19 protein-coding genes and 1 pseudogene are annotated in these 24,419 nt (G+C 43.4%); 15 read left to right on the forward strand and 5 right to left on the reverse strand.

Features of this window, described 5'->3' with window-relative positions:
* The 11 genes and pseudogenes from I6E11_RS07935 to I6E11_RS07985 all read left to right on the forward strand — a co-directional run.
* The coding region (locus tag I6E11_RS07935) for an AAA family ATPase (RefSeq protein ID WP_235337518.1) at positions 1-1,257 on the forward strand (1,257 nt) is incomplete at its 5' end.
* Positions 1,238-2,023 (forward strand): hypothetical protein, encoded by a 786-nt coding sequence (locus I6E11_RS07940; protein WP_235337519.1) that lies wholly within the window; start codon positions 1,238-1,240, stop codon positions 2,021-2,023. The genes I6E11_RS07935 and I6E11_RS07940, both read left to right, overlap by 20 nt.
* A gap of 115 nt (positions 2,024-2,138) precedes the next feature.
* A complete protein-coding gene (locus I6E11_RS07945; RefSeq protein WP_235337520.1) occupies positions 2,139-2,954 on the forward strand; it encodes a patatin-like phospholipase family protein in 816 nt (271 codons plus the stop codon).
* Between the two features lie 86 nt (positions 2,955-3,040).
* Complete coding sequence (locus I6E11_RS07950) at positions 3,041-3,913, forward strand: aldose 1-epimerase family protein (protein ID WP_235337522.1); 873 nt, start codon at positions 3,041-3,043, stop codon at positions 3,911-3,913.
* 6 nt (positions 3,914-3,919) lie between these two features.
* Complete coding sequence (locus tag I6E11_RS07955; protein WP_235337524.1) at positions 3,920-5,134, forward strand: exonuclease SbcCD subunit D; 1,215 nt, start codon at positions 3,920-3,922, stop codon at positions 5,132-5,134.
* A 15-nt stretch (positions 5,135-5,149) separates the two neighbouring features.
* Positions 5,150-8,551, forward strand: coding sequence for an AAA family ATPase (locus I6E11_RS07960; RefSeq protein ID WP_235337526.1), 3,402 nt, complete (start codon positions 5,150-5,152; stop codon positions 8,549-8,551).
* An 11-nt stretch (positions 8,552-8,562) separates the two neighbouring features.
* Positions 8,563-9,420 carry a DUF4595 domain-containing protein gene (locus I6E11_RS07965; RefSeq protein WP_235337528.1) on the forward strand — a complete coding sequence of 286 codons (858 nt, stop codon included), beginning with the start codon at positions 8,563-8,565 and terminating at the stop codon, positions 9,418-9,420.
* A gap of 182 nt (positions 9,421-9,602) precedes the next feature.
* Positions 9,603-9,770, forward strand: a pseudogene (locus I6E11_RS07970) (alcohol dehydrogenase); the annotation flags it as partial.
* Between the two features lie 38 nt (positions 9,771-9,808).
* Positions 9,809-10,369, forward strand: a complete 561-nt coding sequence (locus I6E11_RS07975) for a flavin reductase family protein (protein ID WP_235337530.1) — start codon at positions 9,809-9,811, stop codon at positions 10,367-10,369.
* Positions 10,370-10,413: 44 nt separating this feature from the next.
* The gene (locus I6E11_RS07980) at positions 10,414-12,348 is read left to right on the forward strand and encodes a sialate O-acetylesterase (RefSeq protein WP_394800115.1); all 1,935 of its coding nucleotides are present in this window, start codon (positions 10,414-10,416) and stop codon (positions 12,346-12,348) included.
* 18 nt (positions 12,349-12,366) lie between these two features.
* Positions 12,367-13,935: a glycoside hydrolase family 43 protein gene (locus I6E11_RS07985; RefSeq protein ID WP_235337532.1), complete on the forward strand. Its 1,569-nt coding sequence runs from the start codon at positions 12,367-12,369 to the stop codon at positions 13,933-13,935.
* Between the two features lie 74 nt (positions 13,936-14,009).
* Here the strand turns inward: I6E11_RS07985 and I6E11_RS07990 are convergent, their stop codons facing one another.
* On the reverse strand, positions 14,010-14,651 hold the full coding sequence (locus tag I6E11_RS07990) for a DUF1847 domain-containing protein (protein ID WP_235337534.1): 642 nt from the start codon (positions 14,649-14,651) through the stop codon (positions 14,010-14,012).
* Positions 14,652-14,932: 281 nt separating this feature from the next.
* Between I6E11_RS07990 and I6E11_RS07995 the strand changes: the two genes are divergently transcribed.
* Positions 14,933-15,397 carry a hypothetical protein gene (locus tag I6E11_RS07995; protein WP_235337536.1) on the forward strand — a complete coding sequence of 155 codons (465 nt, stop codon included), beginning with the start codon at positions 14,933-14,935 and terminating at the stop codon, positions 15,395-15,397.
* Positions 15,398-15,476: 79 nt separating this feature from the next.
* Here I6E11_RS07995 and I6E11_RS08000 read toward each other — a convergent pair whose 3' ends face one another.
* Genes I6E11_RS08000 through I6E11_RS08010 form a run of 3 tightly spaced genes read right to left on the reverse strand, consistent with a single transcriptional unit; the run spans position 15,477 to position 20,548 of the window.
* Positions 15,477-17,612, reverse strand: a complete 2,136-nt coding sequence (locus I6E11_RS08000; protein WP_235337538.1) for a Tex family protein — start codon at positions 17,610-17,612, stop codon at positions 15,477-15,479.
* 40 nt (positions 17,613-17,652) lie between these two features.
* On the reverse strand, positions 17,653-18,891 hold the full coding sequence (locus I6E11_RS08005) for a CobW family GTP-binding protein (protein ID WP_235337540.1): 1,239 nt from the start codon (positions 18,889-18,891) through the stop codon (positions 17,653-17,655).
* On the reverse strand, positions 18,884-20,548 hold the full coding sequence (locus I6E11_RS08010; RefSeq protein ID WP_235337541.1) for an AMP-binding protein: 1,665 nt from the start codon (positions 20,546-20,548) through the stop codon (positions 18,884-18,886). Before I6E11_RS08010 ends, I6E11_RS08005 begins: the two co-directional genes overlap by 8 nt.
* Before the next feature lie 305 nt (positions 20,549-20,853).
* On the opposite strand from I6E11_RS08010, the gene I6E11_RS08015 reads away from it, so the two are divergent.
* The 3 genes from I6E11_RS08015 to I6E11_RS08025 all read left to right on the forward strand — a co-directional run bounded on the left by I6E11_RS08015 (position 20,854) and on the right by I6E11_RS08025 (position 23,250).
* A complete protein-coding gene (locus I6E11_RS08015) occupies positions 20,854-21,159 on the forward strand; it encodes a DUF4286 family protein (RefSeq protein WP_235337543.1) in 306 nt (101 codons plus the stop codon).
* Positions 21,156-21,725, forward strand: coding sequence for a crossover junction endodeoxyribonuclease RuvC (ruvC, locus tag I6E11_RS08020; protein ID WP_235337545.1), 570 nt, complete (start codon positions 21,156-21,158; stop codon positions 21,723-21,725). Before I6E11_RS08015 ends, ruvC begins: the two co-directional genes overlap by 4 nt.
* Before the next feature lie 79 nt (positions 21,726-21,804).
* The gene (locus I6E11_RS08025) at positions 21,805-23,250 is read left to right on the forward strand and encodes an ATP-binding cassette domain-containing protein (RefSeq protein ID WP_235337547.1); all 1,446 of its coding nucleotides are present in this window, start codon (positions 21,805-21,807) and stop codon (positions 23,248-23,250) included.
* Here I6E11_RS08025 and I6E11_RS08030 read toward each other — a convergent pair.
* Complete coding sequence (locus I6E11_RS08030; protein WP_235337548.1) at positions 23,247-24,410, reverse strand: dicarboxylate/amino acid:cation symporter; 1,164 nt, start codon at positions 24,408-24,410, stop codon at positions 23,247-23,249. The two genes, I6E11_RS08025 and I6E11_RS08030, sit on opposite strands and share 4 nt — an antisense overlap.
* Positions 24,411-24,419: the final 9 nt, after the last annotated feature.

Genomic DNA, 24,419 nt, shown 5'->3' on the forward strand with positions numbered 1-24,419 from the left:
GTATTATCCGGTATAAATGGATGTGGTAAAAGCACACTGTCAAGGTGGTTGTATTATTTGGTAAATGGTGTAAAAGGATTTGATTTATTCTTGTTTGAAGAATATAAAAATAAGATAGGCCATATCCTAAGTAGGATGCAATTTGCTTGTGCTGATTTGGAAAGATTTATTCGTAAGGATGATTTATTGGATAAAACATCATTTTACAAACTAATCCAAACAATAAATGAGTTTGGATTTGTAAAAACAGAGACAATAGAGGATTTGTTTTTGCAGGCTTTGCATGCTACAAAAAACTTTCTTACTGAGGCAATGTCAATGGATTTACCAGAGACGCGTAAAGCCAGAATCCTTAATTATCTGAACATAGAAGTTGAAGATAAAGATTTTAATCAAGCGATAGAAAATTTCGTAGAACAGAATATACGTTTGATAAATAAATTGTCAAGTCAATTAAAGAAGGAGATCAAAGAACGGGGGAGAAATAAATTTTTTGATTTGCTTAATGAACGTTTTGAAATACAAAATGATATTCCATCCTTCATTCAGTTGGAAGAGGATGATGTTGATATGATAGAGAAAGATCATATTTCTACTCTTTTCAATCTGCAGCAAGCAGTATATATAGATACTCCTATGGCTGTGGAGATGGGAGATACAGAAAATATATTGTGGAAAGCTCTGCGTGATATTATGATTAGTGAAAGACAAATTGATAATTTTTCATTGCACGAGAAAAAACTCATGTTAAGAGTAAAAGATATTCTGGAAGGAGAAACTGTACTGGAAAAAAGTGATTTATTTAAAATAAAAGGTTTACGTTATATCTCCAAAGATAAAAAAGTAAATATCCTTCTAAAAGATGCTGCTACAGGTTTTAAGACTTTCTCATATCTGCAACGTTTATTGGAAAACGGACTTTTGAACGATGAAACACTCTTGATGATTGACGAACCGGAAGCACATCTTCATCCGCAATGGATTGTTGAATTTGCACGCTTGTTGGTATTATTGAACAAGGAATTAGGATTGAAAATAATGATTGCCAGCCATAATCCTGATATGGTGGCTGCAATACATGATATTGCAAATAAAGAGGGGGTATTGGAAAATACCAACTTCTATGTCGCACAGACGGAGAATCCAGAAAGTCATCAGTATATATTTAAAGATTTGGGACATGAAGTAGGTGAGATTTTTGAATCGTTCAATATTGCTTTAGAAAACATTGGCAGATATGGAAGAGTGGATTTATAATAACAAAATAGTACGGGAACATTCGCTTTTCCGTTTTTGTGGCTCTACTTTGAATGATGTATCAGACAAAGATTATAAGGGCAAATATAAATTCAATCCTGATATAGAATGTCTTGATATTGATGAGTTTGAGAAGAATGTACAAAGAAAACAACAATCCTTTCATACAGGAGATGCGGTAATAGGTATTTCTGCATACGAAAATAATCGTGGTATAAATCCTCGTTTGATGGTTGTAGAGCTTAGAATGGGATATGTAAGTATTTCAAATCTCTCTAAACAAGATATGGAAGCTAAAGTGACCTATACTAAATCTTTGCTTGGAGGGGAAAAGCCTATAAGCAGGGAGAGCATCTTTATTTTCAATAATAGTTTTATAGAGCAGGCCAGGAGTTGGTTTGACAGGAATAGTAGAACAGGAGGAGAATTAAGAAATTGTATTCCTGTTTCTGTTTCTGATTTTTCTGTAAAAGTAAAATCAAAGTCAGACTTTCCTTATGTACCTATCCATAAGGAAGAGGATATAAAGATGAGTATATTACTATATGAGGAAAAGACAGATTGGATAAATGTTTTTAGAGATATAAGATATTGGTGCAATAAAGCTGAAGAGTATAGGTATAAGAATATATCTGAGTTCGGACATATAACTGCTGTCCTTAAAGAATTATGGAAAGATTTTAAAAGCAAATGTTACACTCTTAATGATGAAGAAGAATTGACACTATTGATTATTGAAGAAGATTTTGATTTTCTAATATCTTGAAAACAAGTATTTTATGACTTTTCTCACTGAGCCATAAATAGAATCTTTCCAGGAAAAATACAATGATTTTCCATCTGTTTTTTTACCTTTGTAAAGTCTAATAACACCCAACAACATGGAAAACCAGATAACGAAACAAGACAAAAAGGAAATAGAGATACATAAACCTTATAACTTGGGCCTGGCACTTAGCGGTGGAGGAGCAAAAGGATTTGCGCATCTTGGTGCTTTACAGGCTATGGATGAGAAAGGTATCAAGCCTGATATAATAGCCGGTACGAGTGCAGGGGCTGTGGTAGGGGCTTTGTATGCTGCCGGACTCAAGCCTAAAGAGATTCTGAAATTGTTCTTGGGACATGACTTCAGAGACTTTGTGAGCTTTACATTGCCGAGGGAGGCTCTGCTGAAATATGACGGGTTCATAAAGTTCTTGAAGGAAAATCTGCCGGTGAAACGCTTTGACGAACTGAAGATTCCTTTCTATGCAGTGGCTACCGATTTTGACAAGGGGGAGCCAAAGGTATTTACCGAGGGTGAGCTGGTACCAAGAGTGATGGCTTCGTGCACCATACCTATAGTGTTCAAACCTATGATGATAGATGGGGTGAGATATGTGGATGGAGGACTCTTCAAGAATTTCCCTGTTACACCCATTCGTGACCTCTGCCATAAGGTGATTGGGGTGAATGTTTGTCCGAAGCATCTGGAGGAGTACGAGGATAATATCTTGCGTGTGGCCATAAGGTCTTATCTGTTCCTGTTCAAACAGAATGCAGTGGAGGATTCAGGACTTTGCGATTTGCTGCTTGAGGTGGACTCTATTGACGAATACAATATCTTCAATCTGAAAAATGCCTTGAAAATTTATAATCAGGGATACAGGCAGATGCTGGAACTGCTGGAGAAGGAAGGGAAATTAATAACTAGGTGACAAGTTGACTAGGTTTTTTCTAGTACCTAGTACCTGAAGCCTTGTCAACTAAAAACTAACAACTAACAACTCATAAACTATCATACATGGAAAGATTATCAAACAATGTATTAAGTATTCAGGTATCGGCTGCAGGAGCTGAGCTGTGCAGCATACAGTGTAACGGAAAGGAATATTTGTGGCAGGCTGATCCGGCTTTCTGGAACAGACACTCGCCGGTGCTTTTCCCTATAGTGGGAAGGGTGTGGGACAATACATACAGATGCGGTGGCGAAACTTTCAGTATCGGACAGCATGGATTTGCACGCGATATGGAGTTTCAGCTGGTGAGCATTACGGATAATGAAGTGTGGTACAGACTGACGGATAATGAGGAAACCCATAAGAAATATCCTTACAGTTTCTGCCTTGAGATAGGCTACAGAATAGAAGGGAAAAAGATTCATGTGATGTGGAAGGTGAAAAACACCGGAACTGGGGATATGTATTTCCAGATTGGTGCACATCCTGCATTTTATTTTCCGGGATTCGATGCCGCTACCACTGAACGTGGCTTCTTCGGGTTCGACAAAAAGGAGGGACTGGAATATATCCTGATTGGCGAAAAGGGGTGTGCGAATACTGATGTGCATTATCCGCTTGAGCTGAAGGACGGACTGCTGCCTATGAACACTTCTACTTTCGACGGTGATGCTCTGATTCTGGAGGACGGTCAGGTGGGTGAGGTTGCTCTGTATGACAATTCCCGCAAGGCTGTGCTGCGTCTGCTGTTCGATGCTCCTGTAGTGGGACTGTGGTCGCCTCCTGGAAAGAATGCTCCGTTTGTATGCATAGAGCCGTGGTACGGACGTTGCGACAGAATGAATTTCGACGGAGAATATATGGAAAAGGACTGGATTCAGCATTTACCGGAGAATGGAATCTTCGATGGCGGATATGTGATTGAAATAATGGAATAAGATTTTATGAAGATTATACACACCAGCGACTGGCATTTGGGACATACCCTGTATGAGCATGACAGGACGGCAGAACATACTGCTTTCCTGATACAGCTGAGGGATATTGTGGAGGATGAAAAGCCGGACGCTCTTCTCGTGAGCGGTGATATTTACGACCGTACCAATCCTTCTACTTCGGTGCAGAAAATGTATTATAAGGCTCTGCTGGATATGCATGCGGCATGTCCGGAGATGACTATTGTGGTGACTGCCGGAAACCATGACAGCAAGGCGATGCTGGAACTGGGGCGCGAACTGTGGCTTATGGCCGGAGTGAGAGTTGTAGGACAGGTGGAGAGAAAGGACGGGATGGTGGGCCTGGACAGGCATATCATCGGTATAGAAGGTGCCGATGGGATGATGAAAGGGTATGTGGTGGCCGTGCCGCATATATTCGACCAGAATTATCCGCTGATGGATGAGGAGACTCAGAAAGAGGAACGAAGGTGTGTATTTTTTCATGCGTTGCAGGACAGGGTGAAGGCTGTTAACACTGGCGGTCTGCCTGTAGTGATGATGGCGCATATGACGGTGGCTGACTGTAACTGCGAGGGGCATGATGCTGACGTGATAGGCGGGATAAACGAGGTACCTCACAGCGAACTGGGAAGCGGGTATGACTATATAGCACTGGGACATATACATTATCCGCAGACTCTGAAGGGGGATGCCGGAGTGGCAAGGTATTCGGGATCGCCTGTTCCGGTGAACTTTGATGAGACTTATCCGCATTCGGTGTCTGTAGTGACGCTGGAGAAGGGGCGGGAGCCTGAGATAAGGGAGATAAGGATAAGGAATGTGCGTCCTATGCTGACTGTTCCTGCTGTGCCGTCGGGATTTGAAGATGCCATTGAGGGGCTTTCGGCCATAGGTGATGATGAGGAATGTTATGTAAGACTGAATATTCTTCTGGATGAGCCTATGCCTGCCGACTATATGGAACGTATAGCAAAGGCTCTGGAGGGAAAGCGGGCGGCGTATTGTTACTGCAAAATTACAAGACCGGAAACGGAGGTTGTGGCGGACGGTACGGCGGTGACTTACGACGAGTTCAGGGAACTATCGCCCATAGATGTGGCTCAGAGATTCTATAAGGCAAGGTTCGGAGCGGATATGCCGCAGAGAATGTCGGATATGATTGGAGAGGCGGTGAAAAGATATGACAGTGAATGTAAATAGTGGTTCGTGCAGGGTATGAAACTTATAAAACTTATAATAGAAAATATAGCGTCTATAGAGACGGCTGAGATTGATTTTGACAGGGGGCCTCTGAGTGAGGCTTCTGTCTTTCTTATTACCGGGGATACGGGGGCCGGTAAGTCTACTGTTCTGGATTCCATATGTCTGGCATTGTATAACACTACGCCGAGACTGAATATGGCTTCGGGTACGAAATCGAACTTCGGAACGGATAATATCACTGCCAGGAATACTTCGAATCTGCTCAGACATGGGGCAAGGCAGGCATCGGCTGTGCTTCGTTTTACGGGTACGGATGGTGTGGAGTATGAGGCTGCATGGCAGGTGAGACGAAACAGAAACGGCAAGCTTACTTCGCCGGAACAGACTCTGACGTGGGGAAATGTGACGGTGAAGAATGCAGATGCAGTGAAGAAGATTACTGAAGAGGCTGTGGGGCTGGATTTTGAACAGTTCTGCCGTACTACGATGCTTGCACAGGGACAGTTCACTCAGTTCCTTAAGAGTAAGGATGATGAGAAATCGGAAATTCTGGAGAAACTGACGGGTACGCGTATATATTCGGAAATAGGAAAGAAGATAGAGGAGATAAAGAAGGAAAAGGAGGCGGAATATACGGCACAGAAGAATCTTACAGCCGGAATTGTACTTCTGAAACAGGAGGAAACGGATTTGCTGAAAGAGAAGCTTCTGGCTGCCGTAGAGAGGAAAAAGGCTCTTGATACAGAGACTGTACGTCTGGAAAAGTGTGTCAGATGGTTGGAAACAAAGGCTAAGATAGACGGTGAACTTGTGGCTGCGGAACGGACTGTAAAGGCCTGCGAAGAGGTAATAAATTCTGACAGTTTTAAGGAAAAGTCCAGGCTAATCCGCGATATGGACAGAACGGAGCAAGCAAGAAACAATGTCCGTATGCTTAAGGACGCGGAGAAGAGAACAGGTGAACTGAACAGGGATGCGGAGAGTCTTAAAGCTCTGTATGTGGATTTGTGTAGGGGAAGGAACGGACTTAGGGACTGGATTCGAAGGAAGCAGGAGTATATGGTTTCGCTTGCCGGGAACATGGAATCGGCTTCGGAATATTCGGCTATGTATGCCAATGCGCAGAAGATAGAGGCATTGCTTAATTCGGCTGTCGAAGCTCAGGACCGGATAATGGTTAACGGTGAGGCTGTGAAGGGTATCACCGGGAATATGCCTGTGCTGCAGAAGAACTGTAAGGAGGCTGAAGAGGCTTTGGAACTGGCATCGAAGGCTGTAATACTGAAGGAGAAGGAATACGAAAAGGCTGATGCGGAACTGAAGTTGCTGAAACCTGATGAGGTGAACGGGGAGCTGAACAGAATCAATCAGGAGAAGGATGGACTGAATGCACTGACGGGATATGTGGCGGAACTGAGGAATGTAAACGCTTCGGTGGAGAGGATTGACAGGGAACTTTCGGCACTGGAGGAAGAACTGAAGAAACGGCAGGAGGAATTTCAGACATTCAGTGGTAAACTGGAGGACGTGACACGAAGATTCGGTGAGGCTAAAAAGGCTTATGATGGTGTGGAACTGTCGCTGAAGGAATGGACCGTGAACCTGAGGGCAGGACTGAAAGTGGGTGATACGTGTCCGGTGTGCGGACAGAGGATTGAGAACCTTGTATCTGACGAGGAATGCAGCAGAAGACTGAGACCGCTGGAGGAGATGGTCGTTGCTCTGGAAAAGGAGATGCGTGATACGGTTTCGCTCTGTAACGGTACGGGGATGATAGTTGAGAAACTGAAGAAGGATAAGTCGGCCAGGGAACAGGAAAGGACAACTGCAATGGATGGTGTGAACAGGCTGGCTGAAAAGGTTGTACAGGAGTGCGGGCGTATAGGATTGGCTTGTGTTGAAGGCAATGGAGTGGATGCTGCTGCAGTGGACAATGGTGTGCGTGTGAGGACGGAGCAACTGTCGGCCCGTATAAGTGAACTTATGGAGATGCAGAAGAGGATTTCTGCAGGCAACAGATTGTTGTCTGAGTTGGGACGGGAGCTTTCTGCGCTACGAAAGGATGTTGACAGGGTAAGGAAAGAGAGTGAAAAGGACAAGGAGAAACTTTTGTCTGCCACCAAGGATATGGAACGGATAAATTCTCTGATGGAAGCTGATGGACGCAACGTGGAAAAGGCTCTTCAGGAAGCGGACGGTATGATAAACATAGAAGGATGGAAGAACCGGTGGAAGGCTGATGCAAAGGGACTTGTTTCTTTCATTAATGATTCTGCAGCACAGTATTTCGGTTGGGAAAAGGAACTGAACCTTACGGAGAAACACTTGTCGAAGGCTCTGCCGGCATTGGAGAATGTGGAAAAAATCCTTACATCGGTGGCTGTTCAGTGGCCGGAATGGGCTGCACAGGAAGTGACGGAGTCTGTTCCTAAGGAGGGCCTGAAGGATATGTGCGACGCTTTTGGCGAAAGGGTTAGTGCATTGGTGGCATCGCTGTCTGCCGAACGTGAAAACGTAAGAAAAGCTAAAGATGGGCTGGATGTGTTTTTTACGGATGAAAAGGATATAGATATGGGACGTCTGGAGTTTCTGGCTACGGTTACCGGACTGAAGGAGATTAGGGAGGTTCATGACAGGAAAATTTCGGATGCGAAAAGTGCTACGGGTGTGTTCGAATCGAAAAAGAGGGAACTGGAGGCTCATATGGCTGTTCGTCCGGAATCTCTGACTGACGATGACGGACAGGAGAGACTTAACGATTCGCTTAAGGAGGTACGAGGTATGATGGAGGTGTTGATGGCTGAGACGGGACGTATAGAACAGCAACTGAAAACCGATGAAGAGAATGCCGCACGATTCAGAGCTGAAAAGGAGAGGGAAGAGGAGATGATGAAGGTGTATACTGAGTGGGAGACTCTGAACAAGCTTTTCGGTGGCGGTGACGGTAAGATATTCAGAAGGATAGCCCAGAGTTTTATACTGAGTGATCTGCTGCAGAGGGCAAACGGCTATCTGGGCCGATTGAACAAGAGGTACAGGCTGGACTGTGAGCCGGGTACTCTGACCATACGCATGATGGATATGTATCAGAATGATGCCCAGGGACCGGTGGACATCCTTTCGGGTGGTGAAGGTTTTCTGGTATCTTTGTCGCTGGCTCTGGCGCTGTCGTCGCTGAACAGAAGAAATCTGTCTGTAGATACTTTGTTCATCGACGAGGGTTTTGGTACGCTGAGCAGTGAGGTGCTGAACACGGTGATGGATATGCTGGAGAAACTGCAGAGCATGAACGGAAAACGTGTGGGAATAATCAGTCATGTGGAGGGACTGAAGGAGAGGATTGCCGTGCAGGTGAAGGTGAAAAGAATAGACCAGACACGCAGCGCGGTGGAGATAACGGATAATAGATTATAGGAGATATTGATATGAGAAATATTATATGGATTTTGTTTCTTCTGGTTATGTATGGGTGCTCGGAGGAACGCGTGAATGACAACTCGGATGAAAATACGGGAGGCAATAAGAATAATTCCGGCAAGGAAGTGAGTAGTATTGAACTTAAAGAGCTGATTCCTAGCGACTCGTATGACGTTACTTCGACCAGGACTTTTAAGTTTGGAGATGACGGGATATCTTATTTTGTAGCAGCACAGGAGATTGCAGGCGGGAAACTGTTCAGCAGTTCGGACACTACATTCGTTTCGTATACGGACGGTGGAATGGTGGTGAGCGACCGTAACGGTAATGTAAGGACTTATATGATGAATGACTTCGGATGTGCTGTTTCATGTTGTCTGCAGGAAGGGGGCGGTACAGAAAGGAACTATTATTTCTCTTATATCACGGGTGAAGACGGATTTCAGTATCTGTCGGGGATTACGGAAATGCTTGATGACGGGGAGGTATATTCGCTGTTGACGTTCGACTATTCGGAGGATGGAAAGATTAAGGTAGGACAGACTGTGGACGGAATGTCCGAAACATATATCGTGGAATTTGATAAATCTGTTGCGGTGGAGAATGTGTGCGGATTGCCGGATATCTTCCTCTCGGAACTGTATCCTATGTCGATGCATCTGGTGGCACTTTATGGCGGTGTATTGGGTAATGCCTTTGAGTATCTGTGTACGGATATGTATCCTGAAAACAGTCCGGAACTGAATGAACATACCACGTACGAGTATTCTGTAGATGAGGAAGGGATACCGGATTATTGCGAAATTGTTACTGTGAGCGGTGGAGAAGAATATAAAAGAAATATTAGTGTAAAGATTACGATATAAGGGTATTTTTACATATATTTGTCCGTGAAAAACATACTTCCATAAGTCCTTTAGCCTTAAGGATTTATGAAAAAATATTAAGCTAATATGAAAACGGACAATAAGACTATAAAGCCTGTGACTGCTGGAAATGCGGCTGAGGGTGGTATAAAAAGGGTGATATTGCTGAATGCAATAAGGAAATGTTGACATTAACTTATGTCGGAAAAGGACAATTTGCCCTGATTAGAAAACCGGTTCCGCATATTATCAATCCCAAGGATGCAATAGTGCGTGTCACGCTGGGTAGTATCTGTACGAGCGATCTTCATATCAAGCATGGCAGTGTGCCGCGTGCAGTTCCCGGAATTAAATGTATCGTTTCCTTTAACCTAAATAAAAATATCATATGAGAAAGAATTTTGGAAGTAAAACATGGTTATATCCTATGCCGGTGTTTATAGTGGCGGCATATGATGCCAACGGAGCACCTAATGCAATGAATGCGGCATGGGGTGGTATTTATACAGACAATATGGTTTGTCTGTGTCTGTCGGAAGGTCATAAAACGACAAAAAACATTTTGGAGTCGAAGGCTTTTACTGTAAGTATGGCTACTGAGGATTATGTTGTGGCGTGTGATTACCTGGGCATTGTGTCTGGAAATAATGAAAACAAGAAACTGGAGAAGGCTGGTCTGCATACTGTAAAGGCGGAATCGGTGAATGCACCGCTGATAGAGGAACTTCCTATGGCTTTGGAGTGTGAACTGGTTTCGTATGATCCTGAAACATGCCATATGGTGGGACGAATAGTAAATATATCTGCAGACGAATCTGTATTGGGAGATGATGGAAAAATAGATGCGGAAAAATTACGTCCTATCACCTACGATCCGATAAAGCATGTTTACAATGTTTTAGGGAAAAAGGTTGGAAATGCATTTTCTGACGGCAAGAAATTGAAATAACTTTACACTTAAGGTACGGATGAAAAACAACTTATAATTTTATTATGAGAAAGACATTTAAATCGATGCTCCTCTGTGTAGGCATGGTATTGTGTGGCCTGACGGCTTATGCGCAAGATTCTAATTTTTATATTTATTTGTGTCTGGGACAGTCTAATATGGAAGGTAATGCCAGATATGAGGCTCAGGACACTACTGTTAATCCCCGTTTTCAGGTGCTCTCGGCGGTTGATAATGATGAGGTGGGACGTAAAATGGGTAAGTGGTATCCGGCACGTGCCCCGTTGTGCCGTAAAGGTACAGGACTGACTCCTGCCGATTATTTCGGTCGTACTATGGTGGAGTATCTTCCTGAGAATGTAAGGGTCGGTGTGGTGCATGTGGCAATAGGCGGTTGCCGCATTGAACTCTATCAGAAGGATACACGCGAGGAATACATTAAGACAGCTCCGGACTGGATGAAGAATATGCTGAAGGAGTACGACAACAATCCTTATGCACGCCTGGTGGAGATGGCAAAACTGGCTCAGAAGGATGGCGTGATTAAAGGTGTTCTGTTGCATCAGGGTGAATCGAATACAGGTGATAAGGAATGGCCTATGAAGGTAAAGAATGTTTACGAGAGTTTGCTTTCTGACTTGAACCTTAAGGCGGAGGATGTTCCTTTGATAGCCGGTGAAGTGGTGAATGCCGATCACGGAGGTACTTGTGCTAGCATGAATGAGATTATAGCTACTTTGCCTCAGGTTATAAAGAACTCTACTGTCGTTTCGTCTGCCGGACTGAGTTGTGCAAGCGATCATCTGCATTTCGATGCTGCCGGTTATCGCGTGTTGGGACGCCGTTATGCCGAAAAGGTGCTTGGCATGATGGGTATCAAACTGCCTACTACTGAGGATGTGATAGCAAACACAGTTCCTGCATCATCGAATATGCATGGATGTGACTTTCCGCGTCTGGATAAGGAAAACCGTGCTTATTTCCGCATTTATGCCCCGGACGTAAAGAGACTTCAGGCGGATGTGTGCGGTGTGAAATATGACCTGGCAAAAGATGAAAACGGATGGTGGACAGGACGCACAAATCCACTTGTGGTGGGTTTCCATTATTACTTCCTGCTGGTTGACGGATTTTCAGTAATCGACCCTATGAGCTGTACTTACTTCGGATGCAGCCGTATGGCCAGTGGTATAGAAGTTCCTGAAGGCAGTGAGGGCGATTATTATCGTACTAAGGATGTTCCTCACGGACAGGTAAGGATATGTACATATTATTCAGAGTCGCAGAAACGTTTCCGCCGTTGTGTGGTTTATACTCCTGCCGAGTATGAAACTAACAGGAAAAAACGTTTCCCAGTTCTGTATCTGCAGCATGGTATGGGAGAGGACGAAACAGGATGGAGCACTCAGGGATATATGTACAACATTCTTGACAATCAGATAGCAGAAGGTAAGTGCGAGCCTATGATTGTGGTAATGGAAAGCGGAGATATTGAGATTGGCTTCCGTCCGCGTCCTGGAAAGAACGTAAATGAGGAAAGAAATCTTTATGGGGCTTCGTTTGCTACTCTTATGACAGAGGATCTTATTCCATACATTGACAAGACTTTCCGTACATATACCGATCGCGACCATCGTGCAATGGCAGGATTGTCATGGGGTGGAAAGCAGACGTTTGATATTACTCTGAACAATCTTGACAAATTCTCGTATATAGGCGGTTTCAGCGGTGCTATATTCGGTGTTGATGTGAAGACTGCATTCAATGGTATATTTACGGATGCAAAGGCATTCAACAAGAAGGTACATTACCTCTTCCTGGGATGCGGCACAGACGAGAATATGGGTACTGAGGCCCTAGTGAAGTCATTGCGTGATTTGGGAATAAATGTTGATTATTATGTGTCGCAAGGCACCGGACACGAATGGCTGACATGGCGCAGATGTCTGAATGAGTTTATTCCGCATTTGTTTAAATAAGAAATTTAATATAATGACATGAAGAAGAATCTTTTATTTGTGATGGCAGCATTATTGATGCCATATTCGGCTTTTTCGGATAATTCGGACAAAGCTACCAATCCACTCATTTATGCAGACGTCCCGGATATGTCGATGATTAGAGTGGGAGATACATATTATATGAGTAGTACCACCATGCACATGTCTCCTGGTGTGCCTATCATGAAATCTAAGGATTTGTCGAACTGGGAACTGGTAAGTTATGCCTATGATACACTTACTGACAGTTTGGAGACTATGAACCTTGAAAATGGAAAGAATACATATGGCCGTGGCTCATGGGCAAGCTGTATCCGATATCATAAGGGATATTATTATGTGTCAACTTTTGCCCAGACTACCAACAAGACATATTTCTTTATAACAAAGGACATAGAGAAGGGATTATGGAAACGTATAGAGTTTTCGCCTTCATACCATGATATGACATTCTTTCTGGATGAGGATGGAAAGAACTATATGATTTACGGTAATGGAAAACTTTTTATGGCCGAACTTAAGAGTGATCTGACTGGAATTGTTCCAGGCTCGGAGAGGGTACTGATAGAAAATGCCAGTGCTCCAGCAGGAGACAAGATAATGCTTGGTGCTGAAGGATCACAGTTGTTTAAGGTGAATGGCAAATTCTATCTGTTCAATATCACATGGCCGATAAACGGAATGCGTACAGTAGTTGTACACCGTGCCGACAAGATTACAGGTCCTTATGAAGGCAGGGTAGTGTTCCAGGACAAGGGTATTGCCCAGGGTGGTATGATAGATACACCGGACGGAAGATGGTTTGCATACCTTTTCCAGGATTGCGGAGCTGTAGGACGTATTCCATATCTTGTTCCTATGGAGTGGAAAGACGGATGGCCAGTTCTAGGGGTAGATGGTAAGGCTCCGGATTATCTGGACTTGCCTGCTTCTAAAGGGCTGGAACCTGGTATCGTATGTTCGGACGATTTCTCACGAAAAGACGGCGACAGGGCATTGCCTCTTACATGGCAGTGGAATCATAATCCGGACAATTCACTATGGTCTGTTTCGGAACGTAAAGGTTATTTGCGTCTTACTACAGGTAATATAACCAATACAATATTCCAGGCCAAGAATACATTGTCGCAACGCACTTTCGGGCCTGTGTCATCGGCTTCTACATGTGTAGATGTATCAGGTATGAAGGATGGTGATTATGCTGGTCTCACACTGTTCCAGGAGAAGTATGGATTTGTTGCCGTAAAGAAAGTAGGCAATAAGAAATACATCGTAATGGCCGATGGATCTTGTGAAAAGCCAGGTGAAGTGGTAAGCATACCTTGCAAGGCAAATAAGGTGTATTTCAAGGCTGAATGCGATTTCAGAAACCGTACTGACAAGGGATATTTCTATTACAGCCTCGACGGAAAGAAATGGACGGAAATAGGCAGTGTCATTAAAATGCAATACACTCTGTCACACTTCATGGGTTATCGCTTCGGACTATTCAATTATGCTACAAAAGAAATAGGTGGTCATGTGGACTTTGACTATTTCGACATTGATGACAGTATTTCGAAATAATAAGCTTTTCCCATTATATAAAAAGCTCCCGGTTGGTTATTGCTCGGGAGCTTTTTCGTTTTTATTGTAAAAAGCTATTTCCGGTTCTTGAAGAACTTCTTGTTATAGTATGAATTTGCTGTGTATAGTGCGGCTGCCGGATTGTTGCCTGTTACACGGTCTTTTGTGACGAGTGTTGTGACGTATGCATCGGAATATTTGTAGAACAGACTGTCGTGTCCCACACATAAACCAATAACTACGTTCAGGTCGGTTTTTGCTTTATTGAGAAGTCTGGCCTGCATTATAGGATTACACATTGCCGGACCGATGTTTTCGCACTCTGCGGGTATTCCCATTGACGATTTGGCCTGTCCTGCCACTTTGCATATCACCGAATATGCCTCGAAACCGTTGGCACGAAGTATCTTTGCGAAAATGCGCGCTTCGTTTATCAGACCGATACAGTTGGCTATTCCGATTCGTTTTGCGTTTATCTTCCGTGCAAATTCCATTATTTCCTGTACTCTTGTCCACTGGCAGTAACCTTCGTATTCCACTTCGGCACTGGCTATCATTATCTGTCTGTTGTTTCCTTCATCGTATCTTTCCAAAGCCCATTGTTTGTCTTCTTCGGTCAAAGCTGTGGTGAGGCAAAAATCAGGGTATGTACGGTCCTTGAATTTGCAGTTCTGTGTTCCGCAGTCCACGCAGGTGTGTATTGTTTCTTTTTCCATATTATAATGCTATTGTTTAAACGGGTGACAAATATACGATTTTTATGTAAAAGCAGTGGAACCAGAATTATTAGTATATATAAATCACGGTTTTCGGTGAATACTTTTTATGGCTTAGTTTGTATTTTTGTAAAAATTAAATCTTATCAATATGAAATCTTTTTATTATTTGTTATTAAGTGCGGCACTGGTGTTTAGTGCTTGTAGCGAAGGAGAGGATAATCCTGCTCAATTAAAGTTGGCTGCAACTTTATAGAATAACAGGTTCTTCAAAAGAAAAATTGTATGATTTTGAATACAACGGAGAAGGACGTCTTGTTAAAATGGAAATGTACAAGGGAAATGGTTATAAATGTACTGAAACTATTTCTTATAATGGAAGCTTGTTCGAAACATATGAATATGAGGATTATAATAATGAAGGTAATTCTGATGCATGTACTTATGAAGTTGATTTGGAGACAGGATATGCACACAAATATCCGAATAATGGAAATATTGATATAATGACTTATATCTTCCCTTTTCTGGATAATAATTCAATGTTATTTCATATAGGAGTAATGGGAAAGACAGGTGATTATATGCCAGAGGCTGTAACATTAAACTTTAAATATAGTGATACTATCAAGAAACCAGATATATTCAGTTATGAATTTGACGATAAGGATAGAATGACTAAACTTACAATTAAAGAATCATATGATGGATATGAGAATTATAGAATATATGAGTTCTCCTACTAATAGAAACAATATTATATAAAAATAAAATCCATGAAGATTAAATGTTAATTATCTTCATGGATTTTATTTTTATGTATGTTTATTTTATCCCTTTCATAGTAAGCTGTACACGTTTTCTTTCGTGGTCAATTCCAAGAACTCTGACACGTACGTGTTGGTGTATGCTGACTACTGTAGTCGGGTCGCTCACGAACTTGTCGGCAAGCTGGGAGATGTGTACAAGACCATTTTCCTTTATACCTATATCGACGAAACAGCCGAAGTTGGTGATGTTTGTCACTATACCAGGCAGTTCCATTCCTTCACGTAGGTCATCCAGTGTCTTAACGTCCTTGTCAAACTCAAACACTTGAATCTGCTGGCGAGGGTCTCTTCCTGGTTTATCAAGCTCCTTCATGATGTCGTTCAGGGTAGGGAGGCCTACGGTGTCGATGACATATTTCTCTATATTGATTTTATTTCTCAGTTCCTTGTCCTTGATAAGGTCTGCAACAGTACATTTCATATCTTTTGCCATCTTTTCTACTATGGCATAGCTTTCAGGATGTACGGCAGAATTGTCAAGCGGATTGTTGGCTCCCGGTATTCTGAGGAATCCTGCACACTGTTCGAAAGCCTTGGCTCCCATACGTGGAACTTTCAGGAGCTCTTTTCGTGATGCGAAAGGTCCGTTCTCTGTTCTGTAGTCCACGATGTTCTGAGCCAGTGAAGGACCAAGCCCTGACACGTAAGTCAGCAAATGCTTGCTGGCAGTATTCAGGTTCACTCCAACAAGGTTTACGCAACTTTCCACTGTACGGTCCAGCGACTCCTTAAGTTTGGCCTGGTCTACGTCATGCTGATACTGTCCCACACCAATGGACTTTGCATCAATCTTTACAAGTTCGGCAAGAGGGTCCATCAGACGGCGGCCTATAGATACAGCTCCACGTACGGTTACATCGTAATCAGGGAATTCCTCGCGGGCAGTTTTCGAAGCCGAATATATTGAAGCGCCGTCCTCGCTCACTACGAATACCTGCACCTCACGGTCGTATCTTTGAGACGTTACGAAACGTTCGGTTTCGCGGCTTGCAGTTCCGTTTCCTATAGCGATAGCCTCTATCTTGTATTGTTCAACTAGTTTTACAATCTTTCTTGCTGCCAGCGCTTCTTCCGATTTAGGCGGATGAGGATATATGGCTTCGTTGTGAAGCAATGTTCCCTGGGCATCCAGACATACCACCTTACAGCCTGTTCTGAAACCAGGGTCGATGCCCATTACACGTTTCTGTCCCAATGGTGGAGCCAGAAGTAACTGTCTCAGGTTTTCGGCAAATACGCGTATAGCCTCTTCGTCGGCCTTTTCTTTGCTGAGAGCTGAAAACTCGGTCTCGATAGCAGGTTTGAGCAGACGTTTGTAAGCATCCTTTACCGCTTCTGCCACTTGCGAAGAGCATTCTCCGTTACCTCTTACGAACTGGCGTTCGAGTCTGTCTGTACATTCTTCGTCTTCTTCAGGTGAGATTGTTACCTTAAGAATTCCTTCCGCCTCACCACGACGGATAGCCAGCAGACGGTGTGACGTGCAGCGTTTCAGCGGTTCGCTGAAATCGAAATAGTCGCGATACTTAGCAGCATCCTCTTCCTTCTCTTTGCCTTTTACCACTTTGGCTGTGATTACGGCCTGACGTGTAAATATATTTCTTATCTGATTCCTTGCTCTTTCATCTTCGTTCACCTGTTCGGCAATGATGTCGCGTGCACCTTTCAATGCGTCTTCCTCGTCTTTTACTTCACCCCTTACGAACTGTGCCGCCTTTGCCATAAGGTTGTTTTCGCGCTGCATCATCAGGATTATTGCCAGTGGCTCAAGACCTTTCTGGCGTGCAGCTTCTGCCCTTGTTTTTCTTTTTGGCTTGAATGGAAGATAGATGTCCTCCAGTTCGGTAGAGTCCCAGCAATTGCCGATTCTGTCCTTCAGTTCGGCAGTCATCTTGCCCTGTTCCTCTATCGTGGAAATAATTGTTTCCTTTCGCTTTGCAAGTTCGCACAGCTTTTCGTATCTGTCGTTTATTTCGCTTATCTGCACCTCGTCCATACCACCGGTAGCCTCTTTTCTATATCGGCTTATGAACGGTATGGTTGCCCCGCCCTGAAGAAGTTTAAGAGTGTTTTCCACTCTGTGCTCCTGGAGCTTCATGGCAGCGGCTATCATCTTACTGAATTGTTCCATTGTATTATCTTCTCTAACTTCTTTAACTTCTCTACCTTCTCTAACTTTCCAGGCATGAGTCAAGCTCCTTTATGAGCTGTTCCTTGTCCATATCTTTTCCTATGAATACTATCTTCTGCATTCTGTCGCCATATTTCTCGTCCCAGTCTCTCATCAGTCCCGGTTCCTGTTCCATCAGTCTTCTGATGTCAGCTTCCGGCAATGTGGCATACCATAGTCCTGCTTCGGAAATCTGTTTCTGTTTGCCTGCCTGTTCGAACAGATACGACATTTCCGGCTGGTCGCTGAAGTAGCATACACCTTTGGCTCGTATAACGTTCTTAGGCCATCTTGACGAAATGAAGTAGTCGAAACGGTTCATGTCGAATGCAGCACGTCTGAAGTAAAGTAATGTGCTTATGCCATATTCCTCGGTTTCGCCTCCTTCATGGTGATGGTGATGTCCGCAAGTACATTCTCCGTCGTGATGATGATGGTGTCCGCATGAACATTCCTCTTCGTGATGGTGATGATGGCAATGACTGTCGGTATCTTCTTCAGTAACATGTTTTCCCAATTCCTGAACCCATCCGGCAGAGGCTGCAACCTGTTCGTATCTGAACATCGAAGTTGATATAATCCTGTCAAGGTCAATATCTGCATAATCGCATTCTATAACCTCGGCATAAGGCTGGAGAGTCTTGACAATACGGTGTATTGTTTCCAGTTCTTCAGGACTTACTTCGGATGCCTTATTCAGTAAAACTATATTACAGAATTCTATCTGATGTATAAGAAGATTCTCGATGTCATCTTCAGAAAGATTCTTGTTTGTGAGACTTTCGGCACAGCAGAATTCGTCTTTCATGCGGAGTGCGTCGACCACAGTCACCACCGAATCAAGGCGTGTGATGCCATACTTGGTATAGGCGCCTCCCAGTTGTGGTATGGAGCAGATAGTGTTTGCAATGGATTCCGGTTCGCAGATACCGCTGGCCTCAATCACTATGTAGTCGAATTTTTCTGTCTTCAGAATTCCCAGAATCTGTTCTATCAGGTCAGTTCTAAGGGTACAACAGATGCATCCGTTCTGTAGTGCTACAAGGCTGTCGTCATTCATGTCCACCACGCCCTGACGCTGTATCAGTTCGGCGTCTATATTTACTTCACCTATATCGTTTACGATGACTGCAAATCTGATGCCCTTCTTGTTCGAAAGAATTCTGTTGACCAGAGTGGTTTTCCCACTTCCCAGGTATCCTGTCAGGAGCAGTACCGGTATGTCTTTTGTCTTATTCATCTATGTTCTGATATAAAAATCTCTTTATACTCTTTTTGGCTGTTTTCTCGAATTCCTCAGGATAAAGTTTTGCCTTGGTTATTTGTGAGAAAGCAGGAAGAGTTTTGTTGAGTTCAATTCTGTTTTGATCTATTGCCTCTTCAAGCTGTTTCATTGACATACCGTTGGCAAAAGCTTCGTCTCTGTCCGGATATACCAGAGCAACCAGCTTTTCACCATGCAGAATAATCAATGATTCGTTTACGAAAGGCATATTGTTCAGCTTGGCTTCAATTTCCTCAGGATAAATGTTTTGCCCTGTAGAAGTAAGTAGCATATTTTTGCATCTGCCTTTTATGTAGATGTTGCCCCTTGCATCCTTTATAGCCATATCTCCTGTGTGCAACCAGCCGTCGTGATCTATAGTCTGTGAAGTGGCTTCTTCATTCTTGTAATAACCAAGCATCACGTTTTTACCTCGGCATACCAGTTCGCCTGGAATTGTCTCCGGATTTTCGGACAAGACTTTGGTCTCCATATTGGCTACCGTTTTTCCGCACGACTGATATTCAATCTCGTCCCACCGGCTGTGGCAGATAAGCGGAGCGCACTCTGTCATACCGTATGCTATAGTATATGGGAAGTTTATTTTTCTTAGGAATGCTTCTACTTCTGCATTGAATGGTGCCCCGCCGATAACTATTTCGATGAAGTTGCCGCCGAACACTTCCATAGCCTGATGTCGTATCTGTTCCTTAATCTTGTCGCTTATGATAGGAAGGTCCAGAAGAATCTTGCCTAGTGTATTGTCTACTTTAGGCAATATATTTTTCTTGATAATTTTTTCTACTATCAGAGGTACGCACGCTATCACCCTCGGACGGATTTCTGCAAACGATTCTGCAATGATTTTCGGGCTCGGCATACGGGTGAGGAACCATATGTGTGCTCCTACGGTTATTCCATAAAGGAAATCGAATACCAGGCCGAAAATATGTCCCAATGGAAGCATTGAAACAATTCTGTCGCCAGGTTTCAGCCCGACCTTGTCATGTATGTGGATTATGTTCGATGTTATTGCCCTATATGGCAGCATGACACCTTTGGAATATCCTGTTGTACCTGAAGTGTAATTGATGATAGCCAGTTCTTCAGGATTTTCTCTTCTGTATGACACCTGTTCAGCTCTGAAACGGCATGGATATTTCTTCCCGAATTCTTCATTCAGATGTTCTCTGGCATATGTTAGTTTTTCAGAACGTGATACTACAAGGTCGAAGTTTTTCAGTTCGATAATGCCTTCCAGATTAGGCATAGAAGCTTCGTTCAGGTTTTCCCAAATCTGGTCGCCGGCAAAAAGCATCCTTGCTTCAGAATGGTTTACTATATGATGAATGTTGTCCGGCTTAAATTCGTGGAGGATAGGTACAGCCACTCCGCCATATGCTATTATTGCTAGAAATACTGCGGTCCAGTTGGCACTGTTGCGTCCACAAATAGCTATCTTGTCTCCTGGTTTGATTCCTGCATGCTGGAGCAGAATGTGCATTTTCTCTATTTTTCTTGCTACGTCCTTGTATTGGAGTGTCACTCCCTTATAGTCGGTAAGTGCATTACCGTCCCAATTTTGTTTTATGCTTTTCTCAATTAATTCTATGAAGCTGTCGTTTAATTCCATATCAAATATGTACACATTTCGAGATAATGTGTGCAAAAATAGTAAAAGTTGCTTTAACGTCAGCACTGTAAGTTTATTTATTTTTAATTATTCCTACTATTTGGGTATAAATACTTACATTTAGTAAAATAGGCTGCACCTCGGGATTAAAAGTCGAAAACTATGTTTTCACTTTGTACTTCTCTCGGTTTGCACTATCTTTAGATAAGATAGGCTGCACCTCGGAATTAAAAGTCGAAAACTGTGTTTTCACTTTGTACTTCTCTCGGTTTGCACTATCTTTGCAGTGATAAAATTTTACATTTATGCTTATTTACAATACTACTTTTCATGTTGAAATGAACGATGCCAGAAATTTCGTAATCTGGCTGAATGAGTGTTATATACCTGAAGCTGAAAAGACAGGCGAACTTAAGAATCCACGCATATTGCGTATTCTGAGTCATAAGGAGCAGGACAGCGAGTGCTTTTCTTTGCAATGGGAGGTTGAGGAAAGTGCTGCGCTTCATAGCTGGCATACCAAGTGTGGTGCCCGTCTGAATGATGAAATGACAAAAATTTTCAAGGACAAGATTATTGGTTTCCCTACTTTGATGGAGGTAATAAAGTGATTCAGCCCGTTAAGGAAAAAATAATATTAGGAATCGACCCCGGAACTAACGTTATGGGATATGGAGTCATAAAGGTAGTAGGTACCAAAGCCGAGGTTGTCACTCTGGGAGTGATAGACATGCGTAAGTTTACAGACCCGTATCTCAAATTGAAGCATATTTACGAGCGTGTGCAGGGGGTTATCAATTCATATCTTCCGGACGAACTTGCCATAGAAGCTCCTTTCTTCGGCAAGAATGTGCAATCCATGCTTAAGCTTGGCAGGGCACAGGGAGTGGCAATAGTAGCTGCGTTGTGCCGTGACATCCCTGTAACCGAATATGCTCCTCTAAAGATAAAGATGGCCATTACAGGCAATGGTCAGGCAAGCAAGGAGCAGGTGGCTGATATGCTGCGACGCATGCTGAAAATAAGAAAAGAGGACATAGGACCGTTTATGGATGCCACAGATGCCTTGGGAGCAGCATATTGTCATTATTTGCAGATGGGACGGCCGGAGACTCAAAAGGCTTATTCGGGATGGAAAGATTTTATAGCAAGGAATCCTGATAAGGTGGTGAAGTAGCTCTTAATTAATAATTAAAAATTAATAGTTAAGATTGCTGCTAACAACTAAAAACTAACAACCAACAACTAAAAATACAATGCAACAACGAGTTATTTCAGTATCAAATGGTGTTACACGCCATCCGATGTACAGAATGCAGAAACCTGTGGACTTTTGCCTTAATGCAGGCGAGCAACTGGCTGTGGTAGGTCCAAACGGTGGTGGTAAAAGCATTCTGATAGATATTATCACAGGGAAATATCCCCTTCTGATGAATGAGGTGGAATATGACTTTTCACCTTCAACTTCAAATCTGGTTTCGGACAATCTCAGATACATTACATTCCGCGATTCGTATGGCGATGCCGATGGCAGTTACTACTATCAGCAGAGATGGAATTCGCAGGATACGGAGAATATTCCAGTGGTGGGCGATCTTCTTCCACAGTGCAAGGACGAACAACTGAAGGAGAGTCTTTACACATTGTTCAGAATAGAAGAGATGCTGCAGAAACCTATAATACTTCTTTCAAGCGGCGAGCTAAGAAAGTTCCAGCTTACCAAGACATTGCTGGCAGGACCGAGAGCCCTCATCATGGATAATCCTTTCATCGGACTGGATGCCGGTACGCGCGATTTGTTGAAGTCTCTTCTTGCTGAGCTTATCAAGGTGATAGGTCTTCAGGTTATCCTTGTGCTATCCAAATCGGATGATATTCCTGAGTTCATCACTCATGTTATTACTGTTGAGAATATGACGTGTGGCGAAAAACTTCCACGTCCGGAATATCAGGGTGTAACAGTTCCTGAAAAGATGCTTCACGACGATAAGATACAGGCTATACTTGATTTACCGTATAAGGACAATCTGTATAAGGCCGCCAACGTAGTCAAACTGAATAAGGTTAGTATCCGTTATGGCGAACGGACCATCCTTCGTGACCTTGACTGGACAGTTAGGTGTGGCGAGAAATGGGCGTTGAGCGGTGAGAACGGTGCCGGTAAGTCAACTCTTCTCAGTCTTGTATGTGCAGATAATCCTCAGAGTTATGCATGCGATATCACATTGTTCGACCGCAAACGTGGCAGTGGCGAGAGTATCTGGGAAATAAAGAAACATATAGGATATGTCAGTCCTGAGATGCACAGAGCCTATCTGAAGAATATTCCTGCCATTGATATTGTGGCAAGCGGACTGCACGATTCTATAGGACTCTACAAGCGTCCTAAGGAAAAGGATAGGGAAGTGTGTCTGTTCTGGATGGATATATTCGGAGTGAAACAGTTGGCAGACAGAAGCTTCCTTCAGTTGTCAAGCGGCGAGCAGCGACTTGTACTTCTGGCACGTGCTTTCGTGAAAGACCCTGAACTTCTGATTCTCGACGAGCCGCTTCACGGACTTGACCTTTACAACCGTCGTCTGGTGAAAGATGTTATAGAAACATTCTGCCGCCGAAACGACAAAACCATGATTATGGTTACCCATTATAAGGAAGAACTTCCTGCCTGCATTACCGATTCATTGTATCTGGTCAGGAATTAGACTTTCTTCCTGAACCAACGGTCTATAATTACAGCCAGCGCACCATCGCCTGTCACATTGCACGCGGTGCCGAAGCTGTCCATTGCAATATAAAGTGCTATCATCAGTGCTTGGGCGTTGTCATCGAATCCAAGCATTGATGAAAGTATTCCCAGTGATGCCATAATTGCTCCACCTGGTACCCCGGGAGCAGCCACCATCGTTATTCCAAGCATGAAGATAAATCCGGACATCATCTTGAAATCGTAAGGTATGCCTTGCATCATCATCAGTGCAAGGGCACATGCCACAATCTTCATTGTGCTTCCAGAGAGGTGTATCGTTGCACACAGAGGTATCACAAACCCGGCGGTATCTTCGTTCACTCCATTCTTGACAGTCTGTTTCAGTGTGACAGGAATAGTGGCAGCCGATGACTGTGTACCCAAGGCTGTGAAATAAGCCGGCATCATGTTTGCAAGCATCCTGAACGGATTCTTACCTGCTATAACTCCTGCTATTACATATTGGAATATCAACAGAAGTATATGAAGGATGAATATTATTCCGATAATCTTGATGAATACACTCAGAACATGGAACACCTGTCCCGAGTGCGTCATATTGAAGAATATGCCGAATATGTATATAGGCAAAAGGGGAAGTATGACCTTCTGGATAGTTTTTACGATAATCTCCTTGAAATCAACGAAAGCATTTTTCAGATAGCTGGTGTTCAGGTTTGCCATTCCCAGCCCTACGGTGAAAGCCATGACGAGCGCTGTCATTACGTTCAGCGGTTCGGGAATGTCAATGGTAAAGAACGGTACGACCCCGTTTGCCTCACTGATTTCCGATAGCGGAATGTCTCTTGTTATGAGCATAGGGAAGAAAGTCTCACCCACAGCGTATGAAGTAAACCCGGAGAAAAGTGTGGCACCATAAGCCAGCAGGGCAGTTGCGGCAAGCATCTTTCCTGCTCCCTTGCCTATGTCGGCTATGGCAGGAGCTACAAGTCCCACTATTATTAGTGGAATGATGAATGCCAGAAATTCGCTAAACAGTCCGTTGAAAGTGACGAATATTCTCACAGGCAGGGCAGGTGATATGATGCCCGCTCCTATACCTAATACTATGGCAATAATAATCTGTGCCAATAGTCCGGGTCTTTTTAGTTTCATGTTGTTGTG

The organism is Bacteroides caecigallinarum (assembly GCF_021531075.1).
Classification (GTDB): domain Bacteria; phylum Bacteroidota; class Bacteroidia; order Bacteroidales; family Bacteroidaceae; genus Phocaeicola; species Phocaeicola caecigallinarum_B.